This window comes from Bradyrhizobium sp. ORS 375 (assembly GCF_000239775.1).
In the GTDB taxonomy this organism is placed as follows: Bacteria; Pseudomonadota; Alphaproteobacteria; order Rhizobiales; family Xanthobacteraceae; genus Bradyrhizobium.
The window spans coordinates 1-26,152 of sequence record NZ_CAFI01000027.1 but is presented as its reverse complement, the minus strand read 5'-3'; the positions used below and the strand labels follow the sequence as shown (position 1 = coordinate 26,152).

Annotated in this window: 19 protein-coding genes and 1 pseudogene; 14 read left to right on the top strand and 6 right to left on the bottom strand. The window is 66.0% G+C overall.

Features of this window, described 5'->3' with window-relative positions; genetic code table 11:
• Nucleotides 1-140 (bottom strand): annotated as a pseudogene (locus BRAO375_RS38465) (uracil-DNA glycosylase); the annotation flags it as partial.
• A 308-nt stretch (nt 141-448) separates the two neighbouring features.
• Between BRAO375_RS38465 and BRAO375_RS02500 the strand changes: the two are divergent.
• The 3 genes from BRAO375_RS02500 to BRAO375_RS02490 all read left to right on the top strand — a co-directional run bounded on the left by BRAO375_RS02500 (nt 449) and on the right by BRAO375_RS02490 (nt 5,211).
• A complete protein-coding gene (locus BRAO375_RS02500) occupies nt 449-2,107 on the top strand; it encodes an electron transfer flavoprotein-ubiquinone oxidoreductase (RefSeq protein WP_009025874.1) in 1,659 nt (552 codons plus the stop codon).
• A 243-nt stretch (nt 2,108-2,350) separates the two neighbouring features.
• Nucleotides 2,351-4,144, top strand: coding sequence for a tetratricopeptide repeat protein (locus tag BRAO375_RS02495; RefSeq protein WP_085964433.1), 1,794 nt, complete (start codon nt 2,351-2,353; stop codon nt 4,142-4,144).
• Nucleotides 4,145-4,308: 164 nt separating this feature from the next.
• Nucleotides 4,309-5,211, top strand: coding sequence for a 4-(cytidine 5'-diphospho)-2-C-methyl-D-erythritol kinase (locus BRAO375_RS02490; RefSeq protein ID WP_009025872.1), 903 nt, complete (start codon nt 4,309-4,311; stop codon nt 5,209-5,211).
• Nucleotides 5,212-5,442: 231 nt separating this feature from the next.
• Here the strand turns inward: BRAO375_RS02490 and BRAO375_RS02485 are convergent, their stop codons facing one another.
• Nucleotides 5,443-6,453 (bottom strand): polyprenyl synthetase family protein, encoded by a 1,011-nt coding sequence (locus tag BRAO375_RS02485; protein ID WP_009025870.1) that lies wholly within the window; start codon nt 6,451-6,453, stop codon nt 5,443-5,445.
• A 135-nt stretch (nt 6,454-6,588) separates the two neighbouring features.
• Here BRAO375_RS02485 and BRAO375_RS02480 point away from each other — a divergent pair, with 135 nt between their 5' ends.
• From BRAO375_RS02480 to glyS, 7 genes are all read left to right on the top strand, one after another.
• Nucleotides 6,589-6,816 carry a putative signal transducing protein gene (locus tag BRAO375_RS02480; protein WP_009025869.1) on the top strand — a complete coding sequence of 76 codons (228 nt, stop codon included), beginning with the start codon at nt 6,589-6,591 and terminating at the stop codon, nt 6,814-6,816.
• Nucleotides 6,809-7,573 carry a tRNA1(Val) (adenine(37)-N6)-methyltransferase gene (locus BRAO375_RS02475; RefSeq protein ID WP_009025868.1) on the top strand — a complete coding sequence of 255 codons (765 nt, stop codon included), beginning with the start codon at nt 6,809-6,811 and terminating at the stop codon, nt 7,571-7,573. The genes BRAO375_RS02480 and BRAO375_RS02475 overlap by 8 nt, the downstream gene beginning before the upstream one ends.
• Nucleotides 7,574-7,815: 242 nt before the next feature.
• The gene (locus BRAO375_RS02470; RefSeq protein WP_035638538.1) at nt 7,816-8,733 is read left to right on the top strand and encodes a S49 family peptidase; all 918 of its coding nucleotides are present in this window, start codon (nt 7,816-7,818) and stop codon (nt 8,731-8,733) included.
• Between the two features lie 107 nt (nt 8,734-8,840).
• Entirely contained in the window at nt 8,841-9,032 is a 192-nt protein-coding gene (locus BRAO375_RS02465; RefSeq protein ID WP_009025865.1) for a hypothetical protein, read from the top strand.
• Nucleotides 9,033-9,157: 125 nt separating this feature from the next.
• A complete protein-coding gene (locus BRAO375_RS02460) occupies nt 9,158-10,093 on the top strand; it encodes a glycine--tRNA ligase subunit alpha (protein WP_009025864.1) in 936 nt (311 codons plus the stop codon).
• 302 nt (nt 10,094-10,395) lie between these two features.
• A complete protein-coding gene (locus BRAO375_RS02455) occupies nt 10,396-10,827 on the top strand; it encodes an endonuclease domain-containing protein (protein ID WP_009025863.1) in 432 nt (143 codons plus the stop codon).
• Between the two features lie 3 nt (nt 10,828-10,830).
• Entirely contained in the window at nt 10,831-12,936 is a 2,106-nt protein-coding gene (gene glyS, locus BRAO375_RS02450; protein WP_009025862.1) for a glycine--tRNA ligase subunit beta, read from the top strand.
• Nucleotides 12,937-13,338: 402 nt separating this feature from the next.
• Here the strand turns inward: glyS and BRAO375_RS02445 are convergent, their stop codons facing one another.
• Nucleotides 13,339-13,686 carry a DUF1236 domain-containing protein gene (locus BRAO375_RS02445; protein ID WP_009025861.1) on the bottom strand — a complete coding sequence of 116 codons (348 nt, stop codon included), beginning with the start codon at nt 13,684-13,686 and terminating at the stop codon, nt 13,339-13,341.
• A 256-nt stretch (nt 13,687-13,942) separates the two neighbouring features.
• Here BRAO375_RS02445 and BRAO375_RS35960 point away from each other — a divergent pair, with 256 nt between their 5' ends.
• The 3 genes from BRAO375_RS35960 (at nt 13,943) to BRAO375_RS02435 (ending at nt 19,224) form a co-directional block, all read left to right on the top strand.
• Entirely contained in the window at nt 13,943-14,098 is a 156-nt protein-coding gene (locus BRAO375_RS35960; protein WP_006613564.1) for a DUF3096 domain-containing protein, read from the top strand.
• Between the two features lie 111 nt (nt 14,099-14,209).
• Complete coding sequence (ppdK, locus tag BRAO375_RS02440) at nt 14,210-17,161, top strand: pyruvate, phosphate dikinase (protein ID WP_009025860.1); 2,952 nt, start codon at nt 14,210-14,212, stop codon at nt 17,159-17,161.
• Between the two features lie 584 nt (nt 17,162-17,745).
• Nucleotides 17,746-19,224, top strand: coding sequence for a cell wall hydrolase (locus BRAO375_RS02435; protein WP_009025859.1), 1,479 nt, complete (start codon nt 17,746-17,748; stop codon nt 19,222-19,224).
• An 87-nt stretch (nt 19,225-19,311) separates the two neighbouring features.
• On the opposite strand, the gene BRAO375_RS02430 is transcribed toward BRAO375_RS02435, so the two are convergent.
• From BRAO375_RS02430 to BRAO375_RS02420, 3 genes are all read right to left on the bottom strand, one after another.
• Nucleotides 19,312-21,663, bottom strand: coding sequence for an ABC transporter substrate-binding protein (locus BRAO375_RS02430; RefSeq protein WP_009025858.1), 2,352 nt, complete (start codon nt 21,661-21,663; stop codon nt 19,312-19,314).
• Between the two features lie 74 nt (nt 21,664-21,737).
• Nucleotides 21,738-22,556, bottom strand: coding sequence for an SEL1-like repeat protein (locus tag BRAO375_RS35595; RefSeq protein WP_009025857.1), 819 nt, complete (start codon nt 22,554-22,556; stop codon nt 21,738-21,740).
• A 704-nt stretch (nt 22,557-23,260) separates the two neighbouring features.
• Nucleotides 23,261-24,856 carry an L-aspartate oxidase gene (locus tag BRAO375_RS02420; protein ID WP_009025856.1) on the bottom strand — a complete coding sequence of 532 codons (1,596 nt, stop codon included), beginning with the start codon at nt 24,854-24,856 and terminating at the stop codon, nt 23,261-23,263.
• A gap of 359 nt (nt 24,857-25,215) precedes the next feature.
• Between BRAO375_RS02420 and BRAO375_RS02415 the strand changes: the two genes are divergently transcribed.
• On the top strand, nt 25,216-26,152 hold a 937-nt coding region (locus tag BRAO375_RS02415), incomplete at its 3' end, for an MFS transporter (RefSeq protein WP_035638535.1).

The window sequence follows — 26,152 nt, the reverse complement described above, 5'->3', positions numbered from 1 at the left end:
CGGGCGGCTGCAGCGGGCGCGGGCGCCGGCTCGGGCTCGACCAGTCGGTTGATCGGCTCGTCCGCGAGCGCGCAATCGACCCCGGCCTCCAGATAGAAGGCGAGCAGCTGCCGGATGTCGGGGAGGGGCTCGGGATTCATCATGATCGATCGATGCGACAGTCTACGCCGCGCCGGCGCATGGCGGAATGCATTTCCGTGGTTGTCCTGTCCCGAAAAATCGGAAACAAGAGCTTGGAATAACCCAAAAATGGGACGGAACGCCCTAGTGTTCCGGCGAACGCCTTCGCTCCCCTTCGAGGATCAGCCCTCCAGCGAACCGCCGACGCCTTGAGGAACCCTAGTTAAGTCATTGTTGCTATTGCAGCTTGCGGGGTTGCCTTTGCTTGCGCCGGGGGGCGGCAGGGGCCACATCCAGCTGCACCAGCCGGGCCTTGAGATCGAGAGAGATGAGCACCGAAGAATTACCCGAGCGCGAATCCATGGAGTTTGACGTCGTCATCGTCGGCGCCGGCCCGTCGGGCCTGACCGCCGCGATCCGGCTGAAGCAGCTCAATGCCGACCTCAACGTGGTCGTGGTCGAGAAGGGCTCCGAGGTCGGCGCGCACATCCTGTCGGGTGCGGTGATCGACCCGATCGCGCTCGACAAGCTGCTGCCGGACTGGCGCTCGGACGACGACTGCCCGCTCAAGACCCAGGTCAAGGACGACAAGTTCTTCTGGATGACGAAGAGCGGCGCGATCAAGCTGCCGGGCTTCGCAATGCCGCCCTTCATGGACAACCACCATTGCTTCGTCGGCTCGCTCGGCAATGTCTGTCGCTGGCTGTCGCGCAAGGCCGAGGCGCTCGGCGTCGAGATCTATCCGGGCTTCGCCGCGACGGAAGTGCTTTATGACGAGCAGGGCGCCGTGCGCGGCATCGCGACTGGCGACATGGGCATCGGCAAGGACGGCAAGCCGAAGGCCTCGTTCACCCGCGGCATGGAGCTGCTCGGCAAGTACACGCTGTTCGCCGAGGGCGCGCGCGGCAGCCTGTCCAAGCAGCTGATTTCGAAATTCGCGCTCGACGCCAAGAGCGAGCCGGCGAAATTCGGCATCGGCCTCAAGGAAGTCTGGCAGATCGATCCCGCCAAGCATCAGAAGGGCCTGATCCAGCACTCGTTCGGCTGGCCGCTCGACATGAAGACCGGCGGCGGCTCGTTCCTGTATCACTACGACGACAACCTCGTCGCCGTCGGCTTCGTCGTGCATCTGAACTACGACGATCCGTATCTGTCGCCGTTCGAGGAATTCCAGCGCTTCAAGACGCATCCGTCGATCCGCGGCGTGTTCGAAGGCGGCAAGCGCCTCGCCTATGGCGCGCGCGCCATCACCGAGGGCGGCTATCAGTCGGTGCCGCGGCTGTCGTTCGCCGGCGGCGCGCTGATCGGTTGTTCTGCGGGCTTCGTCAACGTGCCGCGCATCAAGGGCGTGCACAATGCGATGGGAACGGCGATGCTCGCCGCCGAGCATGTCAACGCGGCGCTCGCCGCCGGCCGCGCCAATGACGAGCTGGTCGAGTACGAGAACGCCTGGCGCTCGTCGCCGGTCGGCGAGGATCTGTTCAAGGTCCGCAACGTCAAGCCGCTGTGGTCGAAGTTCGGCACCGTGCTCGGCGTCATCCTCGGCGGCTTCGACATGTGGTGCAACACGCTCGGCTTCTCGCTGTTCGGCACGCAGTCGCACGTCAAGCCGGACCGCGCCACTCTCGATCCCGCCAAGGCGCATCAGCCGCGTCCGGCGATGAAGCCGGATGGCAAGCTGACCTTCGATCGTCTCTCGTCGGTGTTCCTGTCGAACACCAATCACGAGGAAGATCAGCCGGTGCATCTGAAGGTCGCCGACATGGCCTTGCAGAAGAGCTCCGAGCACGACGTCTATGCCGGCCCGTCCAACCGCTATTGCCCGGCCGGCGTGTACGAGTGGGTCGAAGAGGGCGCTACCCCGCGCTTCGTGATCAACGCGCAGAACTGCGTCCACTGCAAGACCTGCGACGTCAAGGATCCCAACGGCAACATCACCTGGGTTCCTCCGGAAGGCGGCGGCGGCCCGAACTACGAGGCGATGTAAGCCTAAGTTAACGCACGATTGCGTGAGGCGGCTGCCCCGGCCGGGGCAGCCGGCCACGATACGGCCATCTTGGCGCGGTTTGTCGCAGGAGACCTTGTCCAAAGGGGCGTCCGGCTGACCCGAATATCCTGCAAATCCTTGCGGTTGGCCGCCAAACGCGGCATTGTCGGCGCATTGACGAGCGGCCGACCGGGTTCGTGTCAGATACGACCCATCCATATCCAACAACCAGAGCGCACCGTGATGTTATCCATTCGCAATCGCTGGACCGCCATTGCTATTGCTGCCTTGCTGCTTCCCGGTACCGTCCTGGCCCAGACGCCGGATCATCCGACCGACACCCCCGCCAAGTTTCCGAGCAGCGTCGATCTGAAGTCGCTCACCACCTCGGGCAGCTACCTCGCCGCCCGTCACGCCAGCGTCGAGCGCGACGCCGCGTCGGCCGCGGCGTTCTACCGCTCCGCGCTGCGCAGCGATCCGAAGAACAACGAGCTGCTCGATCGCGCCTTCATCTCGTCGGTTGCCGACGGCGATATCGATGAAGCCGTCAAGCTGGCCGAGCGCGTGCTCGCGGTCGACAAGTCGAACCGCATCGCCCGCCTCGTGATGGGCGTGCAGGACATCAAGCAGAAGAAGTACGCCGCCGCGCAGAACAACATCAACCAGTCGGTGCGCGGCCCGATCACCGATCTCGTCGCGACGCTGCTCTCGGCCTGGGCCACCGCGGGCGCGGGCGATTCGAAGGGCGCGGTCGCCAACATCGACAAGCTGACCGGTCCGGAATGGTATCCGCTGTTCAAGGACCTCCATGCCGGCATGATCCTCGAGCTCGCCGGCAAGGAGAAGGAGGCCGGCACGCGCTTCGAGCGCGCCTACAAGCTCGACGATTCGATGCTGCGCATCACCGAGGCCTATGCGCACTGGCTGTCGCGCAACAAGGACGCGGCGTCGGCCACCGCGATCTATGAGGCGTTCGACAAGAAGCTCGCGCGGCATCCGCTGGTGCAGGAAGGCCTGCGCGACACCAAGGCCGGCAAGAAGCTGCCGCCGCTGGTCGACTCGCCGCAGGCCGGCGCCGCCGAGGCGCTGTACGGCATCGGCGCGACCCTGAGCCGCCGCGGCGGCGAGGATCTCGCGCTGGTCTATCTGCAGCTCGCGCTGCATCTGCAGCCGAATCATCCGCTGGCGCTCTTGTCGCTCGCCGATCTCTACGAGACGGTGAAGAAGCCGCAGATGGCGATCAAGGTCTATGAGCGCGTGCCGGCGAGCTCGCCGCTGAAGCGCAACGCGCAGATCCAGCTCGCCACCGATCTCGACGCCGCCGACCGCAGCGACGACGCGATCAAGATCCTCAAGGACGTGATCGCGCAGGATCCGAAGGATCTCGAAGCCATCATGGCGCTCGGCAACATCGAGCGCGGCCGCAAGAAGTTCGCCGATTGCGCCAAGACCTATTCGCTCGGCGTCGATTCGCTGCCGGCCAACAACGACAAGGCCAACAGCGTCTATTACTACTATCGCGGCATCTGCCTGGAGCGCTCGAAACAGTGGCCGAAAGCCGAGGCCGACATGCGCAAGGCGCTCGAGCTGCAGCCCGATCAGCCGCACGTGCTGAACTATCTCGGCTATTCCTGGATCGACCAGGGCATCAATCTCGACGAAGGCATGAAGATGATCAAGCGCGCCGTCGAGCAGCGCCCGGACGACGGCTACATCGTCGACTCGCTCGGCTGGGCCTATTTCCGCATCGGCAACTACGAAGAGGCGGTGAAGAACCTCGAGCGTGCGATCGACCTCAAGCCTGAGGATCCGACCATCAACGACCATCTCGGCGACGCCTATTGGAAGGTCGGCCGCAAGCTGGAAGCCAAGTTCCAGTGGGCCCATGCCCGCGACCTGAAGCCGGAGCCGGAGGAGCTGCCGAAGATCGAGGCCAAGATCCAGAACGGCCTCGCCGACGACCCGGCGCCTGCCGCCGCGAGCGCCGACACCAAGGATGCGCCGGCCGCCAAGAAGGACGACGGCAAGGGCGGTTAGGTCGTCCTGATCATGGTTTGAAAGCGATTACGGGCTCCTCGGTGTACCGGGGAGCCCGGATGATTTTGATGAAGCATGTGGCGGTGCCGGCCACGCTCGTTTCGGCCGCGGGCCGACAGCGACACCGGACCTTTGCCACTGAGGATGTTGGGGGCACTGCGCCGATGTTGGCGTCAACGGTCACCGGCGCGCTGCAGGAGCAGGGCCGCGCCAAGGTCAATCTGACCCTGCGGGTCGTCGGCCGCCGCGTCGACGGCTATCATGATCTCGAAAGCGTCGTGGCGTTCGCCGACTGCGCCGATCAGCTGACGCTGACAGCGGGGCCGGAGCTGACGCTGAGCACGACCGGACCGCTCGCGGACGCCTGCGGCGACACCTCCGACAATCTCGTGCTCAAGGCCGCGAGGCTGCTCGCCGAGGCCGTTCCCGGCCTGAAGCTCGGCGCCTTCACGCTGGAGAAGGTGTTGCCGGTCGCGGCCGGCATCGGCGGCGGCTCGGCAGATGCGGCCGGCGCGCTGCGGCTGCTCGCCAGGCTGAACGAACTGTCGCTCGATGATCCGCGCCTGCAGGCGGTGGCGCTGAAGACCGGCGCCGACGTCCCGGTCTGCGTGCCGTCGCGCGCTTGCACCATGACCGGTGTGGGCGAGAACCTGCAGCCGCTCGCGCTGCCGGTCCTGCCCTGCGTCATGATCAATCCGCGCGTGCCGGTGGCGACCAAGGACGTCTTCCAGGCGCTCGGGCTGAAGCCGGGTGATCTGCTGGTGGGTGTGGCCGATGTGCTCACGGCGCCGGCTTGGCCGAAGGCTGGAAGCTCCATCGGCGATTGGGTCGATGTCCTCGGCCAAGTGGAGAACGATCTCGAGCCGCCGGCGCTGAAGGTGCAGCCGATCATCGGCACCGTGCTCGACGCGCTGCGCGCCAGCACCGGCGTGCTGCTGGCGCGCATGTCGGGGTCGGGCGCGACGTGCTTTGCGATCTATGGCAGTGAGGCTGATGCAAAGTCCGCGGGCGCTGCCATCGCCGCCGCGCACCCGGAATGGTGGGTGCATGCGGGAGCGTTGAGCTAACAATTAGCTGCGAGAAAGCTGCGCAATACAGCGCCCTCTCCCCTTGTGGGAGAGGGCATCTCCGGCCCATCAACGCACGCGGTTGGGTGAGGGGTATCTCTCAGCAAACTCAGCTCGCGGAGACATATCCCTCACCCCACCGAGCTTGCCGCGCTGTCCTACATGCCCTCTCCCGCAAGGGGCGAGGGCGCATTCACTGGCACCTGCGTGACGGAGTGGCAGGCTTACTAACTAATGCGACCGCGCCAAACAGAACGCCACCACCTGCTCCAGCGCGGTCTTCATCGGCGAGGCCGGGAACAGCGCCAGCGCATCGACGGCCATCGCGCCGTAATGATGCGCGCGGCTGATCGTGTCTTCCAGCGCGCGATGCTTGTTCATCAGGCCGATGGCGTGGTCGAGGTCTGAATCGTTGATCTCGCCGCGCTCGAGCGACTTGATCCAGAACGCGCGCTCGCTGTCGCTGCCGCGGCGGAAGGCGAGCACCACCGGCAGCGTGATCTTGCCCTCGCGGAAATCGTCGCCGACATTCTTGCCGAGCTTGGCGGCCTTGCCGCCGTAATCGAGCACGTCGTCGACCAGCTGGAAGGCGATGCCGAGATTCATGCCGAACGAGCGCGACGCGGTCTGCTCGGCCTTGGGCCGGTCGGCCAGCACCGGGCCGACTTCGCAGGCCGCGGCGAACAGCTCGGCGGTCTTGCCGCGGATCACGGCGAGATATTCGTCTTCCGTCGTGGCGGTGTTCTTGGCCGCAGCGAGCTGCATCACCTCGCCCTCGGCGATGGTCGCGGCGGCCGCGGAGAGAATGTCGAGCGCGCGTAGCGAGCCGACCTCGACCATCATCCGGAACGCCTGTCCGAGCAGGAAGTCGCCGACCAGCACGCTGGCCTCGTTGCCCCACAGCATGCGCGCAGACAATTTGCCGCGGCGCATTTCGCTCTCGTCAACCACGTCGTCATGCAGCAGCGTCGCGGTGTGCATGAACTCGACCGCGGCGGCGAGCTTGATGTGGCCGTCGCCGGCGTAGTCGGTGAGATGCGCCATCGCCAGCGTCAGCATCGGCCGCAGCCGCTTGCCACCGGAGGAGATCAGGTGGTTGGCGACCTCCGGGATCATCGTCACGTCCGAGCCGGTGCGCGACAGGATGGTGGCGTTGACCCGTTCCATGTCGGCTGTGACCAGCCCGACCAGCCCATCGATGGAGGCGCCCGATGGACTCTCGAAAGGTACGATAACCGCCACGCTGGTCTCCGATTTTGCTATGCTCAAGACGACAATAGAAACTGCGGCCGCAGGCGGCAAGGGCGGACACGGAACCTTGACCCGCCCCGCATCCACTGCGCTCGCCGAGTCTGGGCCGGCACGGAGACATAACGTTTGAAGGAATTGGTTCGGACCAACGACATCGTGCTGGTTTCAGCAATCGGGGCGCTGCTCGACGGCGCCGACATCCATCACCTCGTGCTCGACCAGAACATGAGCATCATAGAGGGATCACTCGGCATCCTGCCGCGCCGGATCCTCGTGCATGAGGATGACAATCGGCAGGCCCGGCGGCTGCTCACCGAGGCCGGGCTGGCGCACGAGCTGCGTCCCGATGAGTGAGACCATCGCGACGTCCGAGGACGCCGTGCTCGGCGGCCGGCTGCGGCTGCGCCAGCCAACCACCGGCCATCGCGCCGGCCATGACGCGATCCTGCTGGCAGCGGCGACGGCGGCGCGTGCGGGTGATCGCGTGGTCGATCTCGGCGCCGGCGTCGGCACCGCCGGGCTGGCGCTGGCGCGGCGCGTCGACGGCGTCGCGCTGGTGCTGGTGGAGCGGGAGTCGCATCTGGCAGATCTCGCGCGCGACAATGCGCGTGCCAATGGCCTGCAAGCCGAGGTGGCGGTGCTGGACGTCACGGCCGATGCTGCAGCCTTTGCCGCGGCCGGGCTAGGCCCCGACAGCATGGACGTCGTGCTGATGAATCCGCCGTTCCACGATGCCGCGCGTCATCGCGCCTCGCCTGACGCGGCGCGCGCCGGTGCGCATATGGCGACCTCGACGACGCTGGAGCTGTGGACGCATGCCGCGCGCCGGATGCTGAAATCCGGCGGCGTCCTGACCTTGATCTGGCGGGCCGATGGGCTGGGTGAGGTGCTGGCGGCGCTGGCGCGCGGCTTCGGCAGCCTGGCATTGCAGCCGGTGCACGGGCAGGCCGGAAAGCCTGCAATCCGTATCCTGGTGCGGGCCGTTAAGGGCGGGCGGGCACCGACGCAGCTTCTTCCGGCGGTGGTGCTGAACGAGGCGGCAGGTGTGCCGAACGAAGATGTGGTGCGTGTGCTGGAGGGGCGGGGGGCGCTGGCCCTGGCCGCCCCCTGAACGGTTGATCGGGGTCGGACGTTATTGTGTCTGCGCCTCGGAGCGGCGCTCGGTTACCGACGTGAAACGGATCGCCGTCAAGAGAGTACCGATCAGCAGCATCAACAGGTAGACCTTCATGAATTCCTCCGCCGCACTCTGCAACTTGATCAGCCGTGCAATTGCCGGATGCATTGCAAGGCTTGTTCCAGCCCTTTGAATGGCAGCGGCGGGATAAAAAGTGGTTAATCCGAGGTAACAGGATGGTGGACAAATTGACACAACCCAGCGATGCAGCGGGGCCTTTCGATCGGTTGAAAGCGCTGCTGCCGGCGCGGCTGCGCGGCGTGCCGGTGGTGCCCGTCGTCCGCCTGTCCGGCGTGATCGGCGCGGTGACGCCGCTGCGTCCCGGGCTGACGCTCGCCGGCGTCGCCAAGATGCTGGAGCGTGCCTTCTCGATGCGCAACGCCAAGGCAGTGGCGCTGGTGATCAACTCGCCCGGCGGCTCGCCGGTGCAGTCGCGCCAGATCTACTTGCGCATCCGCCAGCTCGCGACGGAGAAGAAGCTGCCGGTGCTGGTGTTCGTCGAGGACGTCGCAGCGTCCGGCGGCTACATGATCGCTTGCGCAGGCGACGAGATCTTCTGCGATCCGTCCTCGATCCTCGGCTCGATCGGCGTGGTCGGCGGCTCGTTCGGCCTGCAGGACCTGATCAAGAAGATCGGCATTGAACGGCGGCTGTACACGGCCGGCGAGCATAAGGCGATGCTCGATCCGTTCCTCCCCGAAAATCCCGATGATGTGGCGCGGCTGAAGAAGATCCAGCGCGAGATCCACGCGCTGTTCATCTCCCTGGTCAAGGAGAGCCGAACCATCAAGCTGAAGGGCTCTGACGATTTGCTGTTCACCGGCGAGTATTGGGCCGGCGATACCGCCGTGACGCTCGGCCTGGCGGATGCGATCGGCGATCTCCGCGCCGTGCTGCGCGCCCGGTTCGGCGACAAGGTCGCGATGCCCGTGGTGGCGCCGGCCGGCGGCCTGCTGTCCGGCCTGCTGGGTCGCAAGGCCGCGGGCGCCGGCAGCCTTGCTGCGGAAGGTTTAGGCCTCAATTGGTCAGGGCTGGCGGAGGAACTGATCTCCGCCGCCGAAACGCGGGCGATCTGGGCACGATTCGGCTTCTGAGACCTCAAGGCCGCGCCATTTTGCCCCCTGCAATCCGGATTGCAGGGGGAACCGGGATCGGCGACAATGCGAGTCGGGGTGGCTTCCTCATGCACAAGGATCGACCAATGCCGCCGTTCGTCGCTTTCGCGGGTATGCTGGGCGGGCTTGCCGCGGTTCGCTGGGCCTACAAGACCGCGCAGAAGATCAACCGCGAGCTCGAGGAGATGCGGCTGGCACGGGCCGCCGAGGCCGCGCAGCCCGCCGAGATCAAGACCTTGCGCCGCGATCCCGTGACGGGCGCCTACCGGCCGGGCTGACGCCGTCCCGCCGCGAAGCGGCGGCTCTGGCCGCCGTTTTATCCGGCCCATTGCCTTGATTCCTTGAGGCCTCGCCGATACGGTCCGCGCGCTTTTCCGACCCCCGCGAAAGACCGATACCGACGATGGACTCGCTGCCTCCGCACATGCGCCCCGAACGTTCGTTCCAGGGCTTCATCCTGGCCCTGCAACGGTTCTGGGCCGAGCAGGGCTGCGTGATCCTGCAGCCCTACGACATGGAGATGGGCGCGGGCACCTTCCACCCGGCCACCACCTTGCGCGCGCTCGGGCCGAAGCCGTGGAATGCGGCCTATGTGCAGCCGTCGCGGCGGCCGAAGGACGGCCGCTACGGCGAAAATCCGAACCGGATGCAGCACTACTACCAGTTCCAGGTGATCATGAAGCCGTCGCCGCCGAACCTTCAGGAATTGTACCTGAAGTCGCTCGCCGCGATCGGCATCGACGCCGCCGTACACGACATCCGCTTCGTCGAGGACGACTGGGAGAGCCCGACCTTGGGCGCCTGGGGGCTCGGCTGGGAGTGCTGGTGCGACGGCATGGAGGTGTCGCAGTTCACCTATTTCCAGCAGGTCGCCGGCTTTGAATGCGCGCCGGTCGCCGGCGAGCTCACCTACGGCCTCGAGCGCCTCGCGATGTACGTCCAGGGTGTCGACCGCGTCTACGACCTCAACTTCAACGGCCGCGACGGCGACGCCAAGGTCACCTATGGCGACGTCTTCCTGCAGGCCGAGCAGGAATATTCGCGGCACAATTTCGAGCACGCCGACACCGACATGCTGTTCGAGCAGTTCAAGATGGCCGAGGGCGCCTGCCGCAAATATCTCGACGCCGGCTGGCGCGACAGTGATCGCAAACAGCACCTGATGGCGCTGCCGGCCTACGATCAGTGCATCAAGGCCAGCCACGTCTTCAACCTCCTCGACGCCCGCGGCGTCATCTCCGTCACCGAACGCCAGAGCTACATCCTGCGCGTCCGCGAATTGGCCAAGGCCTGTGGCGAAGCGTGGCTGCATACGGAATCGGGCGGGGCGGGGGCTTGAGCCGTTGTTAGTTGCGGCGTCCGGCTCTTCACCCTCCCCTGGAGGGGGAGGGTCGGCACGCGATCGAGCGAAGCGAGATGCGTGCCGGGGTGGGGTGATCTTTCGGCTCGGGCATTGTTGATAATGGATAGACTGTCACCCCACCCCGATTGCTCATGCTTGCGCATGAGCAATCGACCCTCCCCCTCCAGGGGAGGGTGGGCTCTGCGGTCAGGAGGGAAGCCAAGACATGAACACCCTCCCCTGGAGGGGGAGGGTCGATCGCACGCTAGTGGGCGAGCGGGGTGGGGTGACGGTGCCAGATGGGCAAACGGCCGATCAGTGACTTCAAACGCCGAACTGCGAAGAGGCTTCGCGAAAAGGCCACCGGCGCCGAAGACATCCTGTGGCGCCACCTGCGGCGTTTGGAGATCGAAGGGACTCACTTCAGACGGCAGGTCGTCATCGGTCCCTACATTGCAGATTTCGCCTGCCTGACTCGTCGCCTCATCATTGAGGTCGACGGCTCGCAGCACGGAGAAGACGCGAACATCCAGCGCGACGAGGCTCGGACGCGCTGGCTCAACTCGGAAGGCTATCGCGTTTTGCGATTTTGGAACAACGACGTTATGACCAGGACTGAGGCAGTGCTAGAAGCCATTCACACCGTGCTCGCGGCCACCCCACCCCGCCTGTCTTCGGCAGGCGACCCTCCCCCTCAAGGGGAGGGTGACCCCTCGCGCGGAGAGACTTGAGACATGCCCGATCTTCTCCTCGAACTGTTCTCCGAAGAAATCCCCGCGCGCATGCAGGCCAAGGCGGCCGACGATCTGCGCCGCATGGTGACTGACAAGCTCGTCGCCGAGGGCCTCGTCTATGAGGGCGCCAAGGCGTTCGCGACGCCGCGGCGGCTCGCGCTGACGGTGCATGGCATTCCGGCGCGGCAGGCGGATCTCAAGGAAGAGCGCAAGGGCCCGCGCGTCGGCGGTCCCGATGCGGCGATCCAGGGATTCCTGAAAGCCACCGGCCTGTCCTCGCTCGACGAGGCGACGATCCAGCGCGATCCGAAGAAGGGCGACTTCTACGTCGCGCTGATCGAGAAGCCAGGCCGCGCCACGCTCGACGTGCTCGCCGAGATGCTGCCGGTGATCGTCCGAACCTTCCCGTGGCCGAAGTCGATGCGCTGGGGCAAGCGCTCGGAAAAGCCCGGCGCGCTGAACTGGGTGCGGCCGCTGCACGCGATCACCGCGACCTTCGGCCTCGAGACCGAGGAGCCTGATGTCGTCAGCTTCGCGGTCGACGGCATCGAGGCCGGGCAGACGACCTATGGCCACCGCTTCCTGGCGCCGGCCGCTTTCAATGTGCGTCGCTTCGAGGACTACGAAGCCAAGCTGCTCGACGCCAAGGTCGTGCTCGATCCGCAGCGCCGCAAGGACACCATCGTCACCGACGCCAAGCAGCTGGCGTTCGCGCAAGGGTTTGAGCTGGTCGAGGATCAGGTTCTGCTCGATGAGGTCTCAGGCCTCGTCGAATGGCCTGTGGTGCTGATGGGCTCGTTCGATCCGGAGTACCTGAAGGTCCCCGGCGAGGTGATCCGCGCCACCATCCGCAACAACCAGAAATGCTTCGTGGTGCGCGACCCCAAGACGGGCGGTCTCGCGCCGAAGTTCATTCTCACCGCGAACATCGAGGCGACCGACGGCGGCAAGACCATCATCGCCGGCAACGAGCGGGTGATCCGCGCCCGGCTGTCGGATGCGAAGTTCTTCTACGAGACGGACCTGAAGACCAGGCTCGAGGACCGGCTGCCGAAGTTCGAGCAGATCGTGTTCCATGAGAAGCTCGGCACGCAGGCGGCGCGCATCGCTCGCATCGAGAAGCTGGCCGCCGAGATCGCGCCGATGGTCGGCGCCGACGCGGCGAAGACCGCGCGCGCGGCGAAGCTCGCCAAGGCCGATCTGCTGACCGAGGTCGTCGGCGAGTTTCCGGAAGTGCAGGGCCTGATGGGCAAGTACTACGCGCTGGCTCAGGGTGAAGACGCCTCCGTCGCCGCTGCTTGTGAGGAGCACTACAAGCCGCAGGGGCCGGGCGACCGGGTGCCGACCGACAAGGTCGCGGTGGCCGTGGCGCTCGCCGACAAGCTGGATACGCTGGTCGGCTTCTGGGCCATCGATGAGAAGCCCACGGGCTCGAAGGACCCGTATGCGCTGCGGCGTGCGGCTTTGGGGGTGATCAGGCTGATCACCGAGAACTCGCAGCGCCTGTCGCTCTTGAAGGTCGGCGCTACCGCGTTGGCCGGCTTGCAGGTCAAGTGCGCGCAGGAGCCGGATAAGCTCACAGCCGATCTGCTCTCCTTCTTCGCCGACCGCCTCAAGGTCCAGCTCCGCGAGCAGGGCGCCCGCCACGATCTCGTCGACGCCGTGTTCGCGCTCGGCGGCCAGGACGATCTGCTGATGGTGGTCCGCCGCGTCGAGGCGCTCGGCAAATTTCTCGACAGCGACGACGGTAAGAACCTGCTGGCCGGCACCAAGCGCGCCTCCAACATCCTCGCCATCGAGGAGAAAAAGGACAAGCGCAAGTTCGAGGGCGCTGCCGACGCGGCGCTCTACAAGCTCGACGAGGAGAAGGCGCTCGCCAAGGCGATCGGCGAGGTGGCTGCGGAAGCGGGCGCTGCCGTCGCCAAGGAGGATTTCGCCGCGGCGATGCGCGCGATGGCCAAGCTGCGTCCGGCGGTCGATGCGTTCTTCGACAAGGTCAAGGTCAACGACGACGATGCGGCCATCCGTGAAAATCGGCTGAAGCTCTTGAACGAGATCCGCAGCGCCACCCGCGCGGTGGCGGACTTCTCGAAGATCGAGGGCTGAGCAGCCCTATATCGCTTCGCTGCGCTCGCGATGACGGAGGAGGGAGCGACATCCTCCGCTGTCATGCCCGCGCAGGCGGGCATCCAGTACGCTGCGGCGTATCGGTAACTCACAATCGTCTCGGCGTACTGGATCGCCCGGTCAAGCCGGGCGATGACGCCAGTGACTGCAGGATCAAGCTCGCCAAGATCGTCATTGCGAGGCGCTCTTGCGCCGAAGCAATCCAGGGGCCGTGGAGGCAGACTTCCGTGTCGCCTCTGGATCGCTTCGCTGCGCTCGCGATGACGACCTAAGCTATAACGGCGTCCGGAAAAAGTAAGCCCCGCCCGGCGGGGGGAACCGGGCAGGGCCTTTACATCTGGCCGCTTGCGGGGGCGTTGGCGACCAAATGCAGCTCGTTAACTACTCAACTACCTGAATGATCCGCCGCGACCGCGGTTCGACCAGAACAGTTTCGCCGTTCACCACCGTGTAGCGATAAGGTGTCGCACCGAAGCGCTGCGGAACGTCGTAATATGTAACACCCGACTCGGGCAGGACGGTCCCCACAACGACGCGATCCGGGATCACATAGTTGGGAACACGCTCGCGCACGACATATTCGCGGAATTCCGGGCGGCGCTCGACCGTGATGACCGGCGCATCCTCCTCAACCACGACGCCGCGCCCCACCGTGTAGGACTGCGCCTGCGCCGCTGCCGGGATCACGAGTGCGGCCACAAGGGCGGCAAGAGTGATTTGGGTTCGCATGAGCAGGACTCCTTCGATGTTGATCCGCGGATGTTGATCCGCTGAGTGAGACCGGCACGCGTGCCGGCACCTGCGTCCCAATGCTGGTCTGAGGTCATCGTTCCCCCGGGAACCCGGGGCATTTTCGCGGCAGTTCCGGGTGGGAAGGAACCGGAACCCGCGCCGTGCGTCTCCTATTCCGCCACGATCGGCCGGGATAAAGTCCGGCCACTCGAATCGCCTTTCCTCGACCTTTCAATCCATTCAGAGTTCGCCGATGCATCTGACCGTTGCCCACATCTCGCCGATCATGTCCGTGATCGCCGGCGTCCTCATCCTGATCATGCCGCGCCTGTTGAACTTCATCGTCGCGATCTTCCTGATCCTGAACGGCCTGATCGGCATGGGCCTGCTGAAGTGGCTGCATTTCTAGTGTCCCGCGCCGTCTAGTCCCAAGGTCGGGAACCTCTGTGCTTGCGCCGCAGCGCCCAAAGTGGTGTAAGGCGCGCGATTTCTCCTCCCCATTTGCGGATCGAACCATCTCATGGCCAAAGCGGTAGCGAAGTCTAAAAAAGTCGCAGCGAAATCAAAGCCTTCCAAGACGGGGAAGGCCAAGGCCGCTCCGCTCGCCCCGCCGCGCAAGGCGCTGAAGACGGCGTCCAAGCCCGCTGCCAAGGCCCCGGCCAAGGTTGCTGCGAAATCGGCGCCCAAAGCGCCGGTGAAAACCGCTCCGAAGAAGCCGGCCAAGGCGGCTGCAAAGCCGGCGGCGAAGGCTGCAGCGAAGCCGGCGGCCAAGAGCGCGGTCACCGCGATCAAGCCGAACAAGTGGGTCTATACCTTCGGCGACGGCAAGGCCGAGGGCAAAGCGGGCTTGCGCGATCTGCTCGGCGGCAAGGGCGCGAACCTCGCCGAGATGGCCAATCTCGGCCTGCCGGTGCCTCCGGGCTTCACCATCCCGACCTCGGTCTGCACCTACTTCTACGCCAACGACAAGACCTATCCGAAGGAGCTGCAGTCGCAGGTCGACAAGGCGCTCGACTACATCGGCAAGCTCACCGGCAAGAAGTTCGGCGATCCCGAGAACCCGCTCCTGGTGTCGGTGCGCTCGGGCGCCCGCGCCTCGATGCCGGGCATGATGGACACCGTGCTCAACCTCGGCCTCAACGACCAGACGGTCGAGGCGCTGGCTTCGCTGTCCGGCGACCGCCGCTTCGCCTTCGACAGCTACCGCCGCTTCATCACGATGTATTCGGATGTCGTGCTCGGTTTCGAGCACCATCATTTCGAGGACATCCTCGACAGCTTCAAGGACAGCCAGGGCTATCAGCTCGACACCGACCTCTCGTCGGAAGACTGGGAGATGCTGGTCGGCAAGTACAAGGACGCCGTCGCCCACGAGACCGGCAAGGACTTCCCGCAGGACCCGCACGATCAGCTGTGGGGCGCGATCGGCGCCGTGTTCTCATCCTGGATGAACGCGCGCGCGGTGACCTATCGCAAGCTGCACGACATTCCGGAATCCTGGGGCACCGCGGTCAACGTGCAGGCGATGGTGTTCGGCAATATGGGTGACACCTCGGCGACCGGCGTCGCCTTCACCCGCAATCCCTCGACCGGCGAGAGCAAGCTGTACGGCGAGTTCCTGATCAACGCGCAGGGCGAGGACGTCGTCGCCGGCATCCGCACGCCGCAGGACATCACCGAGGACGCTCGCATCGAGTCCGGCTCCGACAAGGCATCGATGGAAGTCGCGATGCCCGACGCGTTCAAGGAACTGACGCGGATCTACACGCTGCTCGAGAAGCACTACCGTGACATGCAGGACATGGAGTTCACGGTCGAGCGCGGCAAGCTGTGGATGCTGCAGACCCGCAGCGGCAAGCGCACGGCCAAGGCGGCGCTGCGCATCGCCGTCGAGCTCGCCAATGAAGGCCTGATCTCCGAGAACGACGCCGTGCTGCGCGTCGATCCGGCCTCGCTGGATCAGCTGCTGCACCCGACCATCGATCCCGCCGCCAAGCGCGACGTGGTCGCCACCGGCCTGCCGGCATCGCCGGGCGCGGCCTCGGGTGAGATCGTGTTCTCGTCGGATGAGGCGACCAAGCTGCAGGCCGACGGCCGCAAGGTCATCCTGGTCCGCATCGAGACCTCGCCGGAGGACATCCACGGCATGCACGCCGCGGAAGGCATCCTCACCACCCGCGGCGGCATGACCTCGCACGCGGCGGTGGTCGCGCGCGGCATGGGCAAGCCCTGCGTCTCCGGCTGCGGCACGATCCGCGTCGACTACGGCCGCGGCACGATGAGCATCGGCTCGCGCACCTTCAAGACGGGCGACGTCATCACCATCGACGGCTCCGTCGGCCAGGTGCTGGCCGGCCGCATGCCGATGATCGAGCCGGAGCTGTCCGGCGAGTTCGGCACCCTGATGGGCTGGGCCGACGCCGTGCGCGAGACCGGCGTGCGCGTCAATGCCGACACCCCGGAGGATGCGCGCACCGCGATCAAGTTCGGCGCCGAGGGCATCGGCCTGTGCCGCACCGAGCACATGTTCTTCGAGGAGACCCGCATCCGTACGGTGCGCGAAATGATCCTCTCCGAGGAGGAGCAGGAGCGCCGCGCGGCGCTTGCCAAGCTGCTGCCGATGCAGCGCGCCGATTTCGTCGAGCTGTTCGAGATCATGAAGGGCCTGCCGGTCACGATCCGTCTGCTCGATCCGCCGCTGCACGAGTTCCTGCCGCACACCCAGGCCGAGGTGGAAGAGGTTGCCCGCGCGATGAACACCGATCCGCGCCGGCTGGCCGACCGCGCCCGTGAGCTCTCCGAGTTCAACCCGATGCTCGGCTTCCGCGGCTGCCGTCTCGCCATCGCCTATCCGGAGATCGCCGAGATGCAGGCGCGCGCGATCTTCGAGGCGGCGGTCGAGGCCGAGAAGCGCACCGGCGAGGCCGTCGGCCTCGAGGTCATGGTGCCGCTGATCGCGACCAAGGCCGAGTTCGACCTGGTCAAGGCGCGCATCGATGCGATGGCCCAGGCCGTGATCCGCGAGACCGGCGCCGAGCTGGAGTACCAGGTCGGCACCATGATCGAGCTGCCGCGCGCCGCGCTGATGGCCGGCCAGATCGCCGAGGCCGCCGAGTTCTTCTCGTTCGGCACCAACGATCTGACGCAGACGACCTACGGCATCAGCCGCGACGACGCCGGCAGCTTCCTCGGCGCCTATGTCGCCAAGGGCATCCTCGAGATTGATCCGTTCATCTCGATCGATCGCGACGGCGTCGGCGAGCTGGTCAAGATCGGCGTCGAGCGCGGCCGAGCCACGCGTCCCGACATCAAGGTCGGCATCTGCGGCGAGCATGGCGGCGATCCCGCTTCCGTCGCGTTCTGCCACAAGATCGGCATGAACTACGTCTCGTGCTCGCCCTACCGCGTGCCGATCGCCCGCCTCGCCGCCGCGCAATCCGCGCTCGGCAAGGAGATCGCCAGCCAGGCGTGATGCGGCGGTGACTGGTATGAATTGACGAAGGCCGGCACATGTTGCCGGCCTTTTTCTTTTCGGATGAGCACCGCGCGATTGTGCACGCTTGCAAGCGAATGAAGCGGGGAACTGCCATCTTCACCGCCGTCATTCCGGGGCATTCGCGCGCAAAATGGCGCAGCCATTTTGAAGTCGCGCGAACGAGCCCGGAATCTATAGCCACGGTCGGTTGTTTGTCGAAGACAAGCGCCATGCACATCTCGTCTCCTAATGCCTAGTCAAAGCTATGGATTCCGGGCTCGCGCTTCGCGCGCCCCGGAATGACGAGGGAAGTGAGCGCACGAGTTCCGCTTCATTCACGCAAGCAAGGTATTTGATTCACCACCATCGTTGACAGAATCTTCACCACTCTTGTCCCGCCGCTGTTTACCACGCATCGCGATCGCGCCGCGCTCTGCAACTTCGCCGCTTGCATGTTTCGATCGTGCAACGCGGGTTAACTCCTCGGCAACCTAAACCCGATACGAACATGACAGATCGAATTGCACGGAAGCACTGTCGTTCGGTCGCGTGAGTAGCGTAGCGTTGCGTTGAGCGTACCGATGTTAGTTCTGCGTCCCGGTCCGAAGGGCGCGCGTGTTGCGTCCTTCGGACTCGGTCTCTGCGTCTTCGCTCTGATGCCGACAGAGACCGGGTATCAAGACATCGCTTCTCGGCTCGCCCGCCAGCCGGGCGTTGCCGAACGCTGGCAGAAGCGCGTGTCCGCGGCTGCTGCGTCCGTGCAGGTCGCCACCTATAGTTTCGGCCTTCCGATCGGCACGTCTGCGCCCCAGGGCATTCGTCTCGCGAGCCTGAGCGGGCGCGACCTCGACATCACCGGCAGCACGACGCCGCGCAATCCGGCGCTGCAGGTGCCGCCGCGCTACCGCGCCTCGGATTTTCCAACCGTCGATCGCACGTTGAAAGGCGACCGCCTCGTGGTCCGTCCGGCCACGGCGCCCACGCCGCCGACAGAGGCGGCCGAGCCGGTCGAGGCCGTGCCGAGCGCGCCCGCACCGGCGGCGCCGGCGCATCCCGATTCGAACTCGTCGGTGTTCGGTGCGAAGACCAGCGAAGCGCCCGCGACCACGCTGGTTCCGCCGCGCGCGGCGCTCGATCCCGAATTGCAGGAGGCGCTGAGCGCGCCGCCGCTCGCGCAGTATGATTCGTCAAAGCCGGAAGTCCGCCCCTCGGGCGAGCTCAAGGCTGCGACGGAACCGTCGCCCGCCGATGGCGCCGCGGCGCTCGACGGCCTGAACATCAAGACCGCGAATCTCTATTTCGGTACGACGTCGCTGGGCGGCGTCGCCGGAACGATGGAGACCTGGCAGCCCGGCGAGGCGCCGCTGATCGTGATGCCGGATCCGGACCTCAAGCCGATGACCGTGCTGGTCCCGCCGGCGGAGGACGTGGCCAAGGCTGGCGACGGCGGCGAGAGCATCGCGCCGAAGGGCGAGGTCAACGCCGACAACCAGCGCGCGCGCACGCCGGCGGAGCGCCTCGGGCTCACCGACGAGAAGTCACGCTTCAAGTCCGAGAAGTGCCTCGCGGAGGCGATCTATTTCGAGGCGCGCGGCGAGCCGGTGCGCGGCCAGATGGCGGTGGCGCAGGTGGTGCTGAACCGCGCATTCTCCGGCTACTACCCGACCACGGTATGCGGCGTCGTCTACCAGAACAAATACCGCCACTTCGCCTGCCAGTTCACCTTCGCCTGCGACAACAATGCCGATGTGATCCGCGAGCCCGACATGTGGGATCGCGCCAAGAAGATCGCGAAGGCGATGCTCGACGGCGAGATCTGGCTGCCTGAAGTGGGCAAGTCGACGCATTACCACGCCTATTGGGTGCGGCCGTCCTGGGTCGCCGAGATGAAGCGGATGTACAAGTTCGGCGTCCACACCTTCTACCGGCCCAAGCGCTGGGGCGACGGCAGCGATGCGCCGAGCTGGGGCACGCCGCAGCAGACCGCGGCCATCTCCGCCGAGCTCACCGAGGCCGCCAAGAGCGAAGCCGAGATCAATCCGAACTGGACGCGGCGGTAGCGTTGCCGGCTTGGCGCCTCTGACGGTCGATCGGGCCCGGCGATATCGCGGCGTGCGATCGGCACCTTGATGCCGATCGCAGGCGGCTCAGCGGCGCGTCGCATTCCACTCCATGAATCGGCGGTAGAGCTCGGTCTGGCTCGGCTGAGGCGGCTTCGCAGCCTGCGGCTTGGTGGTGGCGGCACCGGGTGGCGCCGTGACGGTAGCCGAGACCGGTTTCGCCAGGCTCGCGGCGACCGGCGCGGCTGCCGCGGGCGCCGACATTCCCGCCGACCGGTCGAGCCATTCCTGCGCAGTGCGGAACCTGGTCCAGCCGGCAACCGGCGCACGCGGCGCCATCTCCCGCCATTTCGGATGGAAGGGAGATTTCTGCAGCTGCGCTATCCGCGAGAACAGCGACTCGACCAGCAGCGACAGCCGGCGATACCGGTCGCTTCCCGGCTGCCAATTGTACGACGCCAGGATCGCCTCCGCCGCGATCGTGTCCACCGGCTCGGACTTGGCGATCAGGTTGGGGTAGTCGTCCGCAGTCAGACGCGATGGCAGGTAATCGTCGCGCAATGGCTTGTCGTAGCCGACCGGGACCAGATGCAGATCCGCATCCGAGACCTGGCTCAACCACGGCACCGGCTTGCCGTCCACCGTCATGATCGCGTCGATCTCGCCCCTGCGCAGCATGTCGAGCGCAATGCGCGGCTCGATGTAGAGCAGATGCGGCTTGATCTCGAGCCGCTCGAACACGTTGATCGCGGTCACGAAGGTGCTGCCATCCGGAAGGTCGACGGCCACGGTCCGGCCGTCGAGATCCCGCAGGGTGCGGATCGAGCGCCGCGCGAGGACATGCATTTCCTCGTTGAACATCTTGGTGACGTAGACGAGCTGATTGCGGATGTTGCTCGCGAAGTCCTTGCGCTCGAGATAGGACAACGTGTCCTTGCGCACGATCCCCACGTCGACACCCTTGAGCATGAGGATGTCGGCCACCGCCTGAACCGAGCCGCTGCCGAGGGCCGGCATGATCCGCAGGTTGAGGCCGTCATTGAGGACCGAGGCGACGTCGGCGCCCATCTGCGAATAGGTGCTGCCATAGGAGCCCGTCATCAGGCTCACCGTATTGGCGTTGAGCTGGCTGGCGAGGTCCCGCTTGGCCGACGCATAGCGGAAGATGGCCTTGAAGGAATCGCTGACCGCGCCCGGGTCGATGCCGCTGCGCACCGGCCCGAACCGTTGCCAGCGACCGCCGACGAAGCGCTTCATCTGCATCTGCTCGATCGGGGCGTGGTCGCTGGCGCTGGTGTTGGCGACGATTCCGGGAATCAGCATCGGCAGTTGCACGCCCTTCAGGGAGCGCGCCTGCTTCATGATGTTGTCGCGGGAGAAATCGTCGCCACAATTGCGCAGCACCGTGACCATCAGATTGGCGAGCGCGTAGCCGACGATACCCAGGCTGTTGTTCTTGCTGGCGTCCGGCGCATAGCGATCCATGAACGCGGACCATTCCGTGAAGCCAGGATCGCCGCCGTCCTTGCCGCCCTCGTACAGGATGGTGGCGGACAGCAATCCTTCCGCGTTCTGCAGGCCCGCAGGCTGCAGCACAGCGGCCACCGAATCCGAGATCGTGGGGATGATGTGCTCGGGTCGCCAGCCGATCTCGGCGAGGCGGCGGATCGCGAGCACCGTGAATTTCGGCGTGCTGACGTCGACCAGGACGTTGGCGCCGGCGGCCTTCAGTTTCGCGATCTGCTGATTGATGTCGGCATCGGTGACCGCGTAGGCCGCCTCTGCAACGATCGGCAGCTTCCCGCCGAGCCCGTCCTTCAGGCCCTTCAAATAGTCCTTGCCGAACTCGTCGTCCTGATACAGCACGCCGATGCGCGTGCTGCCGGATTGCTGCTCGAGCAGATATTGTGCGTGGATATGGGCCTCGATCTGGTAGCTGGGCTGCGCTCCCATCGTCCATGGATAGTCGCGAGGCTGATCCCAGATCGAGGCGCCGGAGCCGACGAACAATTGTGGGATCCGGTTCGCGTTGAGATAGGGCCGCACCGCCGCGCTGGTCGCCGTTCCGACGCTCGCAAAGATGACGTCGACCTTGTCCTCCTCGACCAGCCGCCGTGTCAGCTCCGCGGTCTTCTGCGGATTGTAGCCGTCGTCATAGGAGACGAAGGTGATCTTGCGGCCCCTGATCCCGCCCTCCGCATTGATCTTCTGGAAATAGGCGGAGATCACCTTGCCGAGGATGCCGTAGGCGGCGGCCGGCCCGGTGTAGGGCGCCGTGTTGCCGATCCGTATCTCGCCTTCGGCCGCACGCGCCAAGCCTGGCGTGCCGGCGAGCACGAGCAGCAGTGCAAGGAGGGCGGTCCGTGCCGAGCGAAGCAGCCGGCGGCCGCAGGGCGTCGCCGACCGGGCTCGCCGCAACAAGGTATTCAACATTCCCATCACGAACCTCATCACGCAATACAACACTCAGTGAGACACACGCGTACTAATCAGCTCGGCTTCCGGAACCCCGGCTACTGGAGGTGCCGCCGCGCTTCGAGCGATCCGCGTTCGGCGGCTTTCATGTACCAGGCGCGGGCCTTGGCCTGGTCAGCTGCGACGCCAAAGGCCTTCAGGTCGGACAACGCAGCTGCGTCATAGGTGCGCGCCAGCAACAGCGACGCTTCGGCGTCTCCTGCGTCCGCGACAAGCGTCAGGATCAGGCGGGCGCTCGCAACGTCACCTGCGCCGATGAGATCGCGTCCGCGCGTCAGCATGTCGGCGATCTCGTCCTTGCTCAGCTGAGACGCCGCCGCAGGCGCAGGGCTTGCGGCCGCCGTCGTCCGAGGTGCCTGGGGCGGGGTTGAATGCGTGGTGCCGTTGCCCGGCGCCAAGCCGTCGTCGGATCGCCATGTCGCCGCTGCCGCGACGTTTCGCGAAGACGATGCGGCTGTCGCATCCGTCATGGCGACGGCCTCGATCTTCGGCGTCCGCATCATGTACACGGACAGGAATGCGAGGCACGACAGCGCGATCACCGCCGCACCGAACCGGATCATCGGTTCGAATTCGAGCTCTCCGGGAGGAGGCGGAGGCATCACGATCGGATCGAGCATCTGCCACGATCTGTCGGCAACTGCTGCCGGCTCGGACAGCATCGCCGCATCGTCGGCCGTCGCAGCGGTCTGCCACCAAGGTCGGGCAGGATCCGTGGCCGCATTCTCATCCGCCGCTGGGCTCGTATCCGCCAGCTTGTCGGAGACCGCGGCGCTCTTCGTCACCGGCCAACGGTCGCGCTGCGCTTCACTCGCGGCGATCGGCGATCCGTCACGCCGCAACGCTGAATTCATCATCGACGTCTCCTGCGGACCAGCGCCTCGGCGCCGTCCAGCATCCCTCCCGAAGCCCGTTCCCGGCTTCTTTCGACGACCGGCCGTCCAGCCATCCGAGACGGATGAACGAATCTGTTCTCAGGCCGAACGGTGGATCAGCGATTTCCAATTCACCCAAACGAAAGACACGCGTCGCTACTTGGGCACCGCCAAAATCCGATCGTCTTTTCTTCTTATTTGTAAAACTTCTGCGGCTCTTTTGCCGAAATTGCGGCGAGCCTGTCCAGCCGTTTAGCTCGTGCTGGTAAACGCAGCCGAGCGTGCGGCGCGTAATGGTGCGTTGTCGGGCCGAAATCGTCTTCGCGCCGTGGCGAATGGACGTGTAGTACGTCCTACGAACAAATAGGCGCAAACGCGTCGCGGTCGCGAACTACGTATTTGATCTGCGCACAGCCGCCGAGTGACGCTGGCGGCGATCCGGCGAGAACCAGTCAACCGTTCTGGCTCGCCGCGCCGCGTCGTGGAGGGGGCCGCTGGTTCGACGAGCGCACGGAGATGAAATGGGCGCTCGCGGCCGAGGCGGGCGCGCTCGATCAACCGGTCCTGCGGCCGTTCGCATCGGTCAGGAGAGCTCCGCTCGGTCGCGCATGCGCGCGGCCGCGCGCTGCGCCCATGAATCTGGGCGCGGCGGCTCAGGCCAATAAGCGTTGTGAGAACAGCCGCCGCTACGCGCTCAGCGACCGCGGTAGCCGTGGTGCCGGCCGTGCCGCCAGCTCATCGGCGATTTCGCGCGCGGCGGCCAGCGTCGTCATCGTCCGCTGCGCGAACACCGGGTTCTCTGCGGGACAATCGACGCGGCAATGTGCGCCACGGCTCTCGCGCCGGCTCCAGGCGGCGGTCGCGATCAACAGCGCCGTGCTCGCCATGTTGCGGAGCGCCGGATCGAGGCTGTCGCGCTCGAGCCTGGCGATCGCAGTGACGGCGTCCGCCAGACCGTCCTCGTCGCGGATCACACCGACCTGGCTGGTCATGATCTCGCGCAGCGTCCTCTCGCCCGGTCCGGCATGGGCGCGCGGGGGCGCGGCAAAGGCGCTGTCATGCAGGGCAGGGCACCTCGCAAAGCTGCAGCCTGAGAGATCCTCGGCAATCCGATCGGCGAACACCAATGCCGAGAGCAGCGCGTTGCCGGCGATGTGATTGGCGCCGTCGGTGCCGGTTGCGGCGACTTCGCCGGCGGCCCACAGCCCCTCGATCGAGCTGCGGCCGCGGCCATCGACCGCGATGCCGCCCATGTGGAAATGCGCTGCCGGCGCCACCGGAATCGGTTGCCGGGTCGGATCGAGTCCGGCGGCGATGCAGGCTCGGTGCAGCACCGGATAGCGTTCCGCGACGTCCTCATCGAGCACGTCGCGCGCATCGAGAAAGGCGCCGCGCCCGGCCGTGAGCTCGGCCATGATGCCGCGCGCGACCGTATCGCGCGGCGCGAGATCCACAAGCGGATGGCGCGGCAGCATGAAGCGCTGGCCGCGGCGGTTGACCAGGATCGCACCGGCGCCGCGCAGGCTCTCGCTGACCACCGGGGCCGGATCCTGTCCCGTCATCGCGGTCGGATGAAATTGCACGAATTCCGGGTCGGCGATGACGGCGCCGGCGCGCGCGGCGATCGCAAGCCCGATGCCGTTGGCATGATCGGGATTGGTGGTCGCGGCGAACAGACGGCCGATGCCGCCCGTGGCGAGCACCACCGCAGGCGCAGCCATCAGCACCGGCGCGGCATCGTTCTCATCGGTCCGGCGCAGCTGCAGGCCACGCACTGCGCCATTGTCGGTCAGCAGCGTATCAGCGACGTATCCTTCCATCAGCTGGATCGAGGGGGTGGCGCGGACCGCCGCGACGAGGGCGGCGACGATCGCCTGTCCGGTGAAGTCGCCGCGGACGCTCAGGATGCGCCGCGCGGAGTGGGCGGCCGCACGCGACGTCGCCAGTCCGCCCCTGGGATCGCGGTCGAATGTGACGCCGAGGCGCATCAGGTGCTCGATCCGGCCCGCCGCGTCACGGGCCAGCGCACGCGCCGCATCTTCGTCGACGAGGCCGCCGCCGGCAGCGATCATGTCGGCCGCATGGCTGTCCGCGCTGTCGCCGGCAGACACCGCTGCGGCGATGTCGGCCTGCATCGTTGCGCCGAACGACTCCTCGCCGAGCGCTGTCGCGGAGATCAAGATGACAGGGCGCGGCGCGAGGCTCAATGCGCAGGACAGTCCTGCAACGCCGGCGCCGACGATCACGATTTGGCCTGAGGTTTCGATCTGGTCGCAGTGCATGGCTGTTCAATTCCACATTCCGTGCACGTGTGTGTATCAAGCTACCAGTTAGCTCTTCTTCAGAGACATCCCTCGCTGTTTAGCGGTGTTTGGCGACAAATCGCGACCGTTCTGACGGTCGCTCTCGCTAGGCGTGAATGATGATCTTCTACTCGCGCATGAGGATGGGTCGCGCGCGTCCCATTCGACAAGCATGAGTTCCTTTGATGGAACTCCGTTCGGATGACGTGGGCTCATGATCGGAGCCGACATGGATTTTTTTCATGGCTGAGTTCCGGGTTTTGCGCTTGGGTGGTTGATGCAAATGCATTAATCGGTGACGAACGGCCGGACGATGCCGCGCTTTGGGGAGGACCATTATGTCGACACAGGCAAGCGATCTCGGCGCCTCCCGCGCACAGACGTGGCGCACCCCGCTCGTCATCATCATCTGTGGCTGTGCCATTGCGCTGTTGAGCTTCGGTCCCCGCTCCAGCCTCGGCTTCTTCGTGCAGCCGATGAGCCGCGAGTTCGCCTGGGGCCGCGACGTGTTCGCGCTGGCAGTCGCCGTGCAGAACCTGCTGTGGGGCCTTGGCCAGCCGCTCGCCGGCGCCATCGCCGACCGATTCGGCGTGATGCGCGTAATCTGCGTCGGCGCGCTGCTCTATGCCGGCGGCCTGTTGATGATGCGCTATTCCACGACGCCGCTGCAGCTCGATATCGGCGCCGGCGTGCTGGTCGGCTTCGGCCTGTCCGGCTGCTCGTTTAACCTGATCCTGTCGGCCTTCAGCAAGCTGCTGCCGCCGGAGCGGCGCGGTCTTGCGCTCGGCGCCGGCACGGCGGCGGGCTCGCTCGGCCAGTTCCTGTTCGCGCCGTTCGGCGTGGCGTTGATCGACCACTTCGGCTGGCAGAGCGCGCTGATGGTGTTCGCGACGCTGATGCTGTTCATCGTGCCGCTGTCGCTGGCAGTCGCGACGCCACCGGCTGCCGAGGCCAAGCCGACCGAGGCCGAGCAGCAGTCGTTCACGACGGCGCTGATGGAGGCGTTCGGCCATCGCTCCTACGTGCTGCTCGTGCTTGGCTTCTTCACCTGCGGCTTCCAGCTCGCCTTCATCACCGTGCATCTGCCGGCGTTCCTGGTCGATCGCGGCCTGTCGGCGCAGGTCGGCGGCTGGGTGATCGCGGCGATCGGCCTGTTCAACATCATCGGCTCGCTCAGCGTCGGCTGGCTGCAGAGCCGGCTGCCGAAGCGCTACATCCTGTCCTTCATCTATTTCACCCGCGCGCTGGCGACGCTCGCCTTCATCTCGTTCCCGG

Excerpts from the sequence above, each read along its gene's own strand:
- BRAO375_RS02500 (WP_009025874.1), top strand. The coding sequence starts at position 449 with ATGAGCACCGAAGAATTACCCGAGCGCGAATCCATGGAGTTTGACGTC.
- BRAO375_RS02495 (WP_085964433.1), top strand. The coding sequence starts at position 2,351 with ATGTTATCCATTCGCAATCGCTGGACCGCCATTGCTATTGCTGCCTTG.
- BRAO375_RS02490 (WP_009025872.1), top strand. The coding sequence starts at position 4,309 with ATGTTGGCGTCAACGGTCACCGGCGCGCTGCAGGAGCAGGGCCGCGCC.
- BRAO375_RS02475 (WP_009025868.1), top strand. The coding sequence starts at position 6,809 with ATGAGTGAGACCATCGCGACGTCCGAGGACGCCGTGCTCGGCGGCCGG.
- BRAO375_RS02470 (WP_035638538.1), top strand. The coding sequence starts at position 7,816 with ATGGTGGACAAATTGACACAACCCAGCGATGCAGCGGGGCCTTTCGAT.
- BRAO375_RS02465 (WP_009025865.1), top strand. The coding sequence starts at position 8,841 with ATGCCGCCGTTCGTCGCTTTCGCGGGTATGCTGGGCGGGCTTGCCGCG.
- BRAO375_RS02460 (WP_009025864.1), top strand. The coding sequence starts at position 9,158 with ATGGACTCGCTGCCTCCGCACATGCGCCCCGAACGTTCGTTCCAGGGC.
- BRAO375_RS02455 (WP_009025863.1), top strand. The coding sequence starts at position 10,396 with ATGGGCAAACGGCCGATCAGTGACTTCAAACGCCGAACTGCGAAGAGG.
- glyS (WP_009025862.1), top strand. The coding sequence starts at position 10,831 with ATGCCCGATCTTCTCCTCGAACTGTTCTCCGAAGAAATCCCCGCGCGC.
- BRAO375_RS02445 (WP_009025861.1), bottom strand. The coding sequence starts at position 13,686 with ATGCGAACCCAAATCACTCTTGCCGCCCTTGTGGCCGCACTCGTGATC.
- BRAO375_RS35960 (WP_006613564.1), top strand. The coding sequence starts at position 13,943 with ATGCATCTGACCGTTGCCCACATCTCGCCGATCATGTCCGTGATCGCC.
- ppdK (WP_009025860.1), top strand. The coding sequence starts at position 14,210 with ATGGCCAAAGCGGTAGCGAAGTCTAAAAAAGTCGCAGCGAAATCAAAG.
- BRAO375_RS02435 (WP_009025859.1), top strand. The coding sequence starts at position 17,746 with ATGTTAGTTCTGCGTCCCGGTCCGAAGGGCGCGCGTGTTGCGTCCTTC.
- BRAO375_RS02430 (WP_009025858.1), bottom strand. The coding sequence starts at position 21,663 with ATGGGAATGTTGAATACCTTGTTGCGGCGAGCCCGGTCGGCGACGCCC.
- BRAO375_RS35595 (WP_009025857.1), bottom strand. The coding sequence starts at position 22,556 with ATGATGAATTCAGCGTTGCGGCGTGACGGATCGCCGATCGCCGCGAGT.
- BRAO375_RS02420 (WP_009025856.1), bottom strand. The coding sequence starts at position 24,856 with ATGCACTGCGACCAGATCGAAACCTCAGGCCAAATCGTGATCGTCGGC.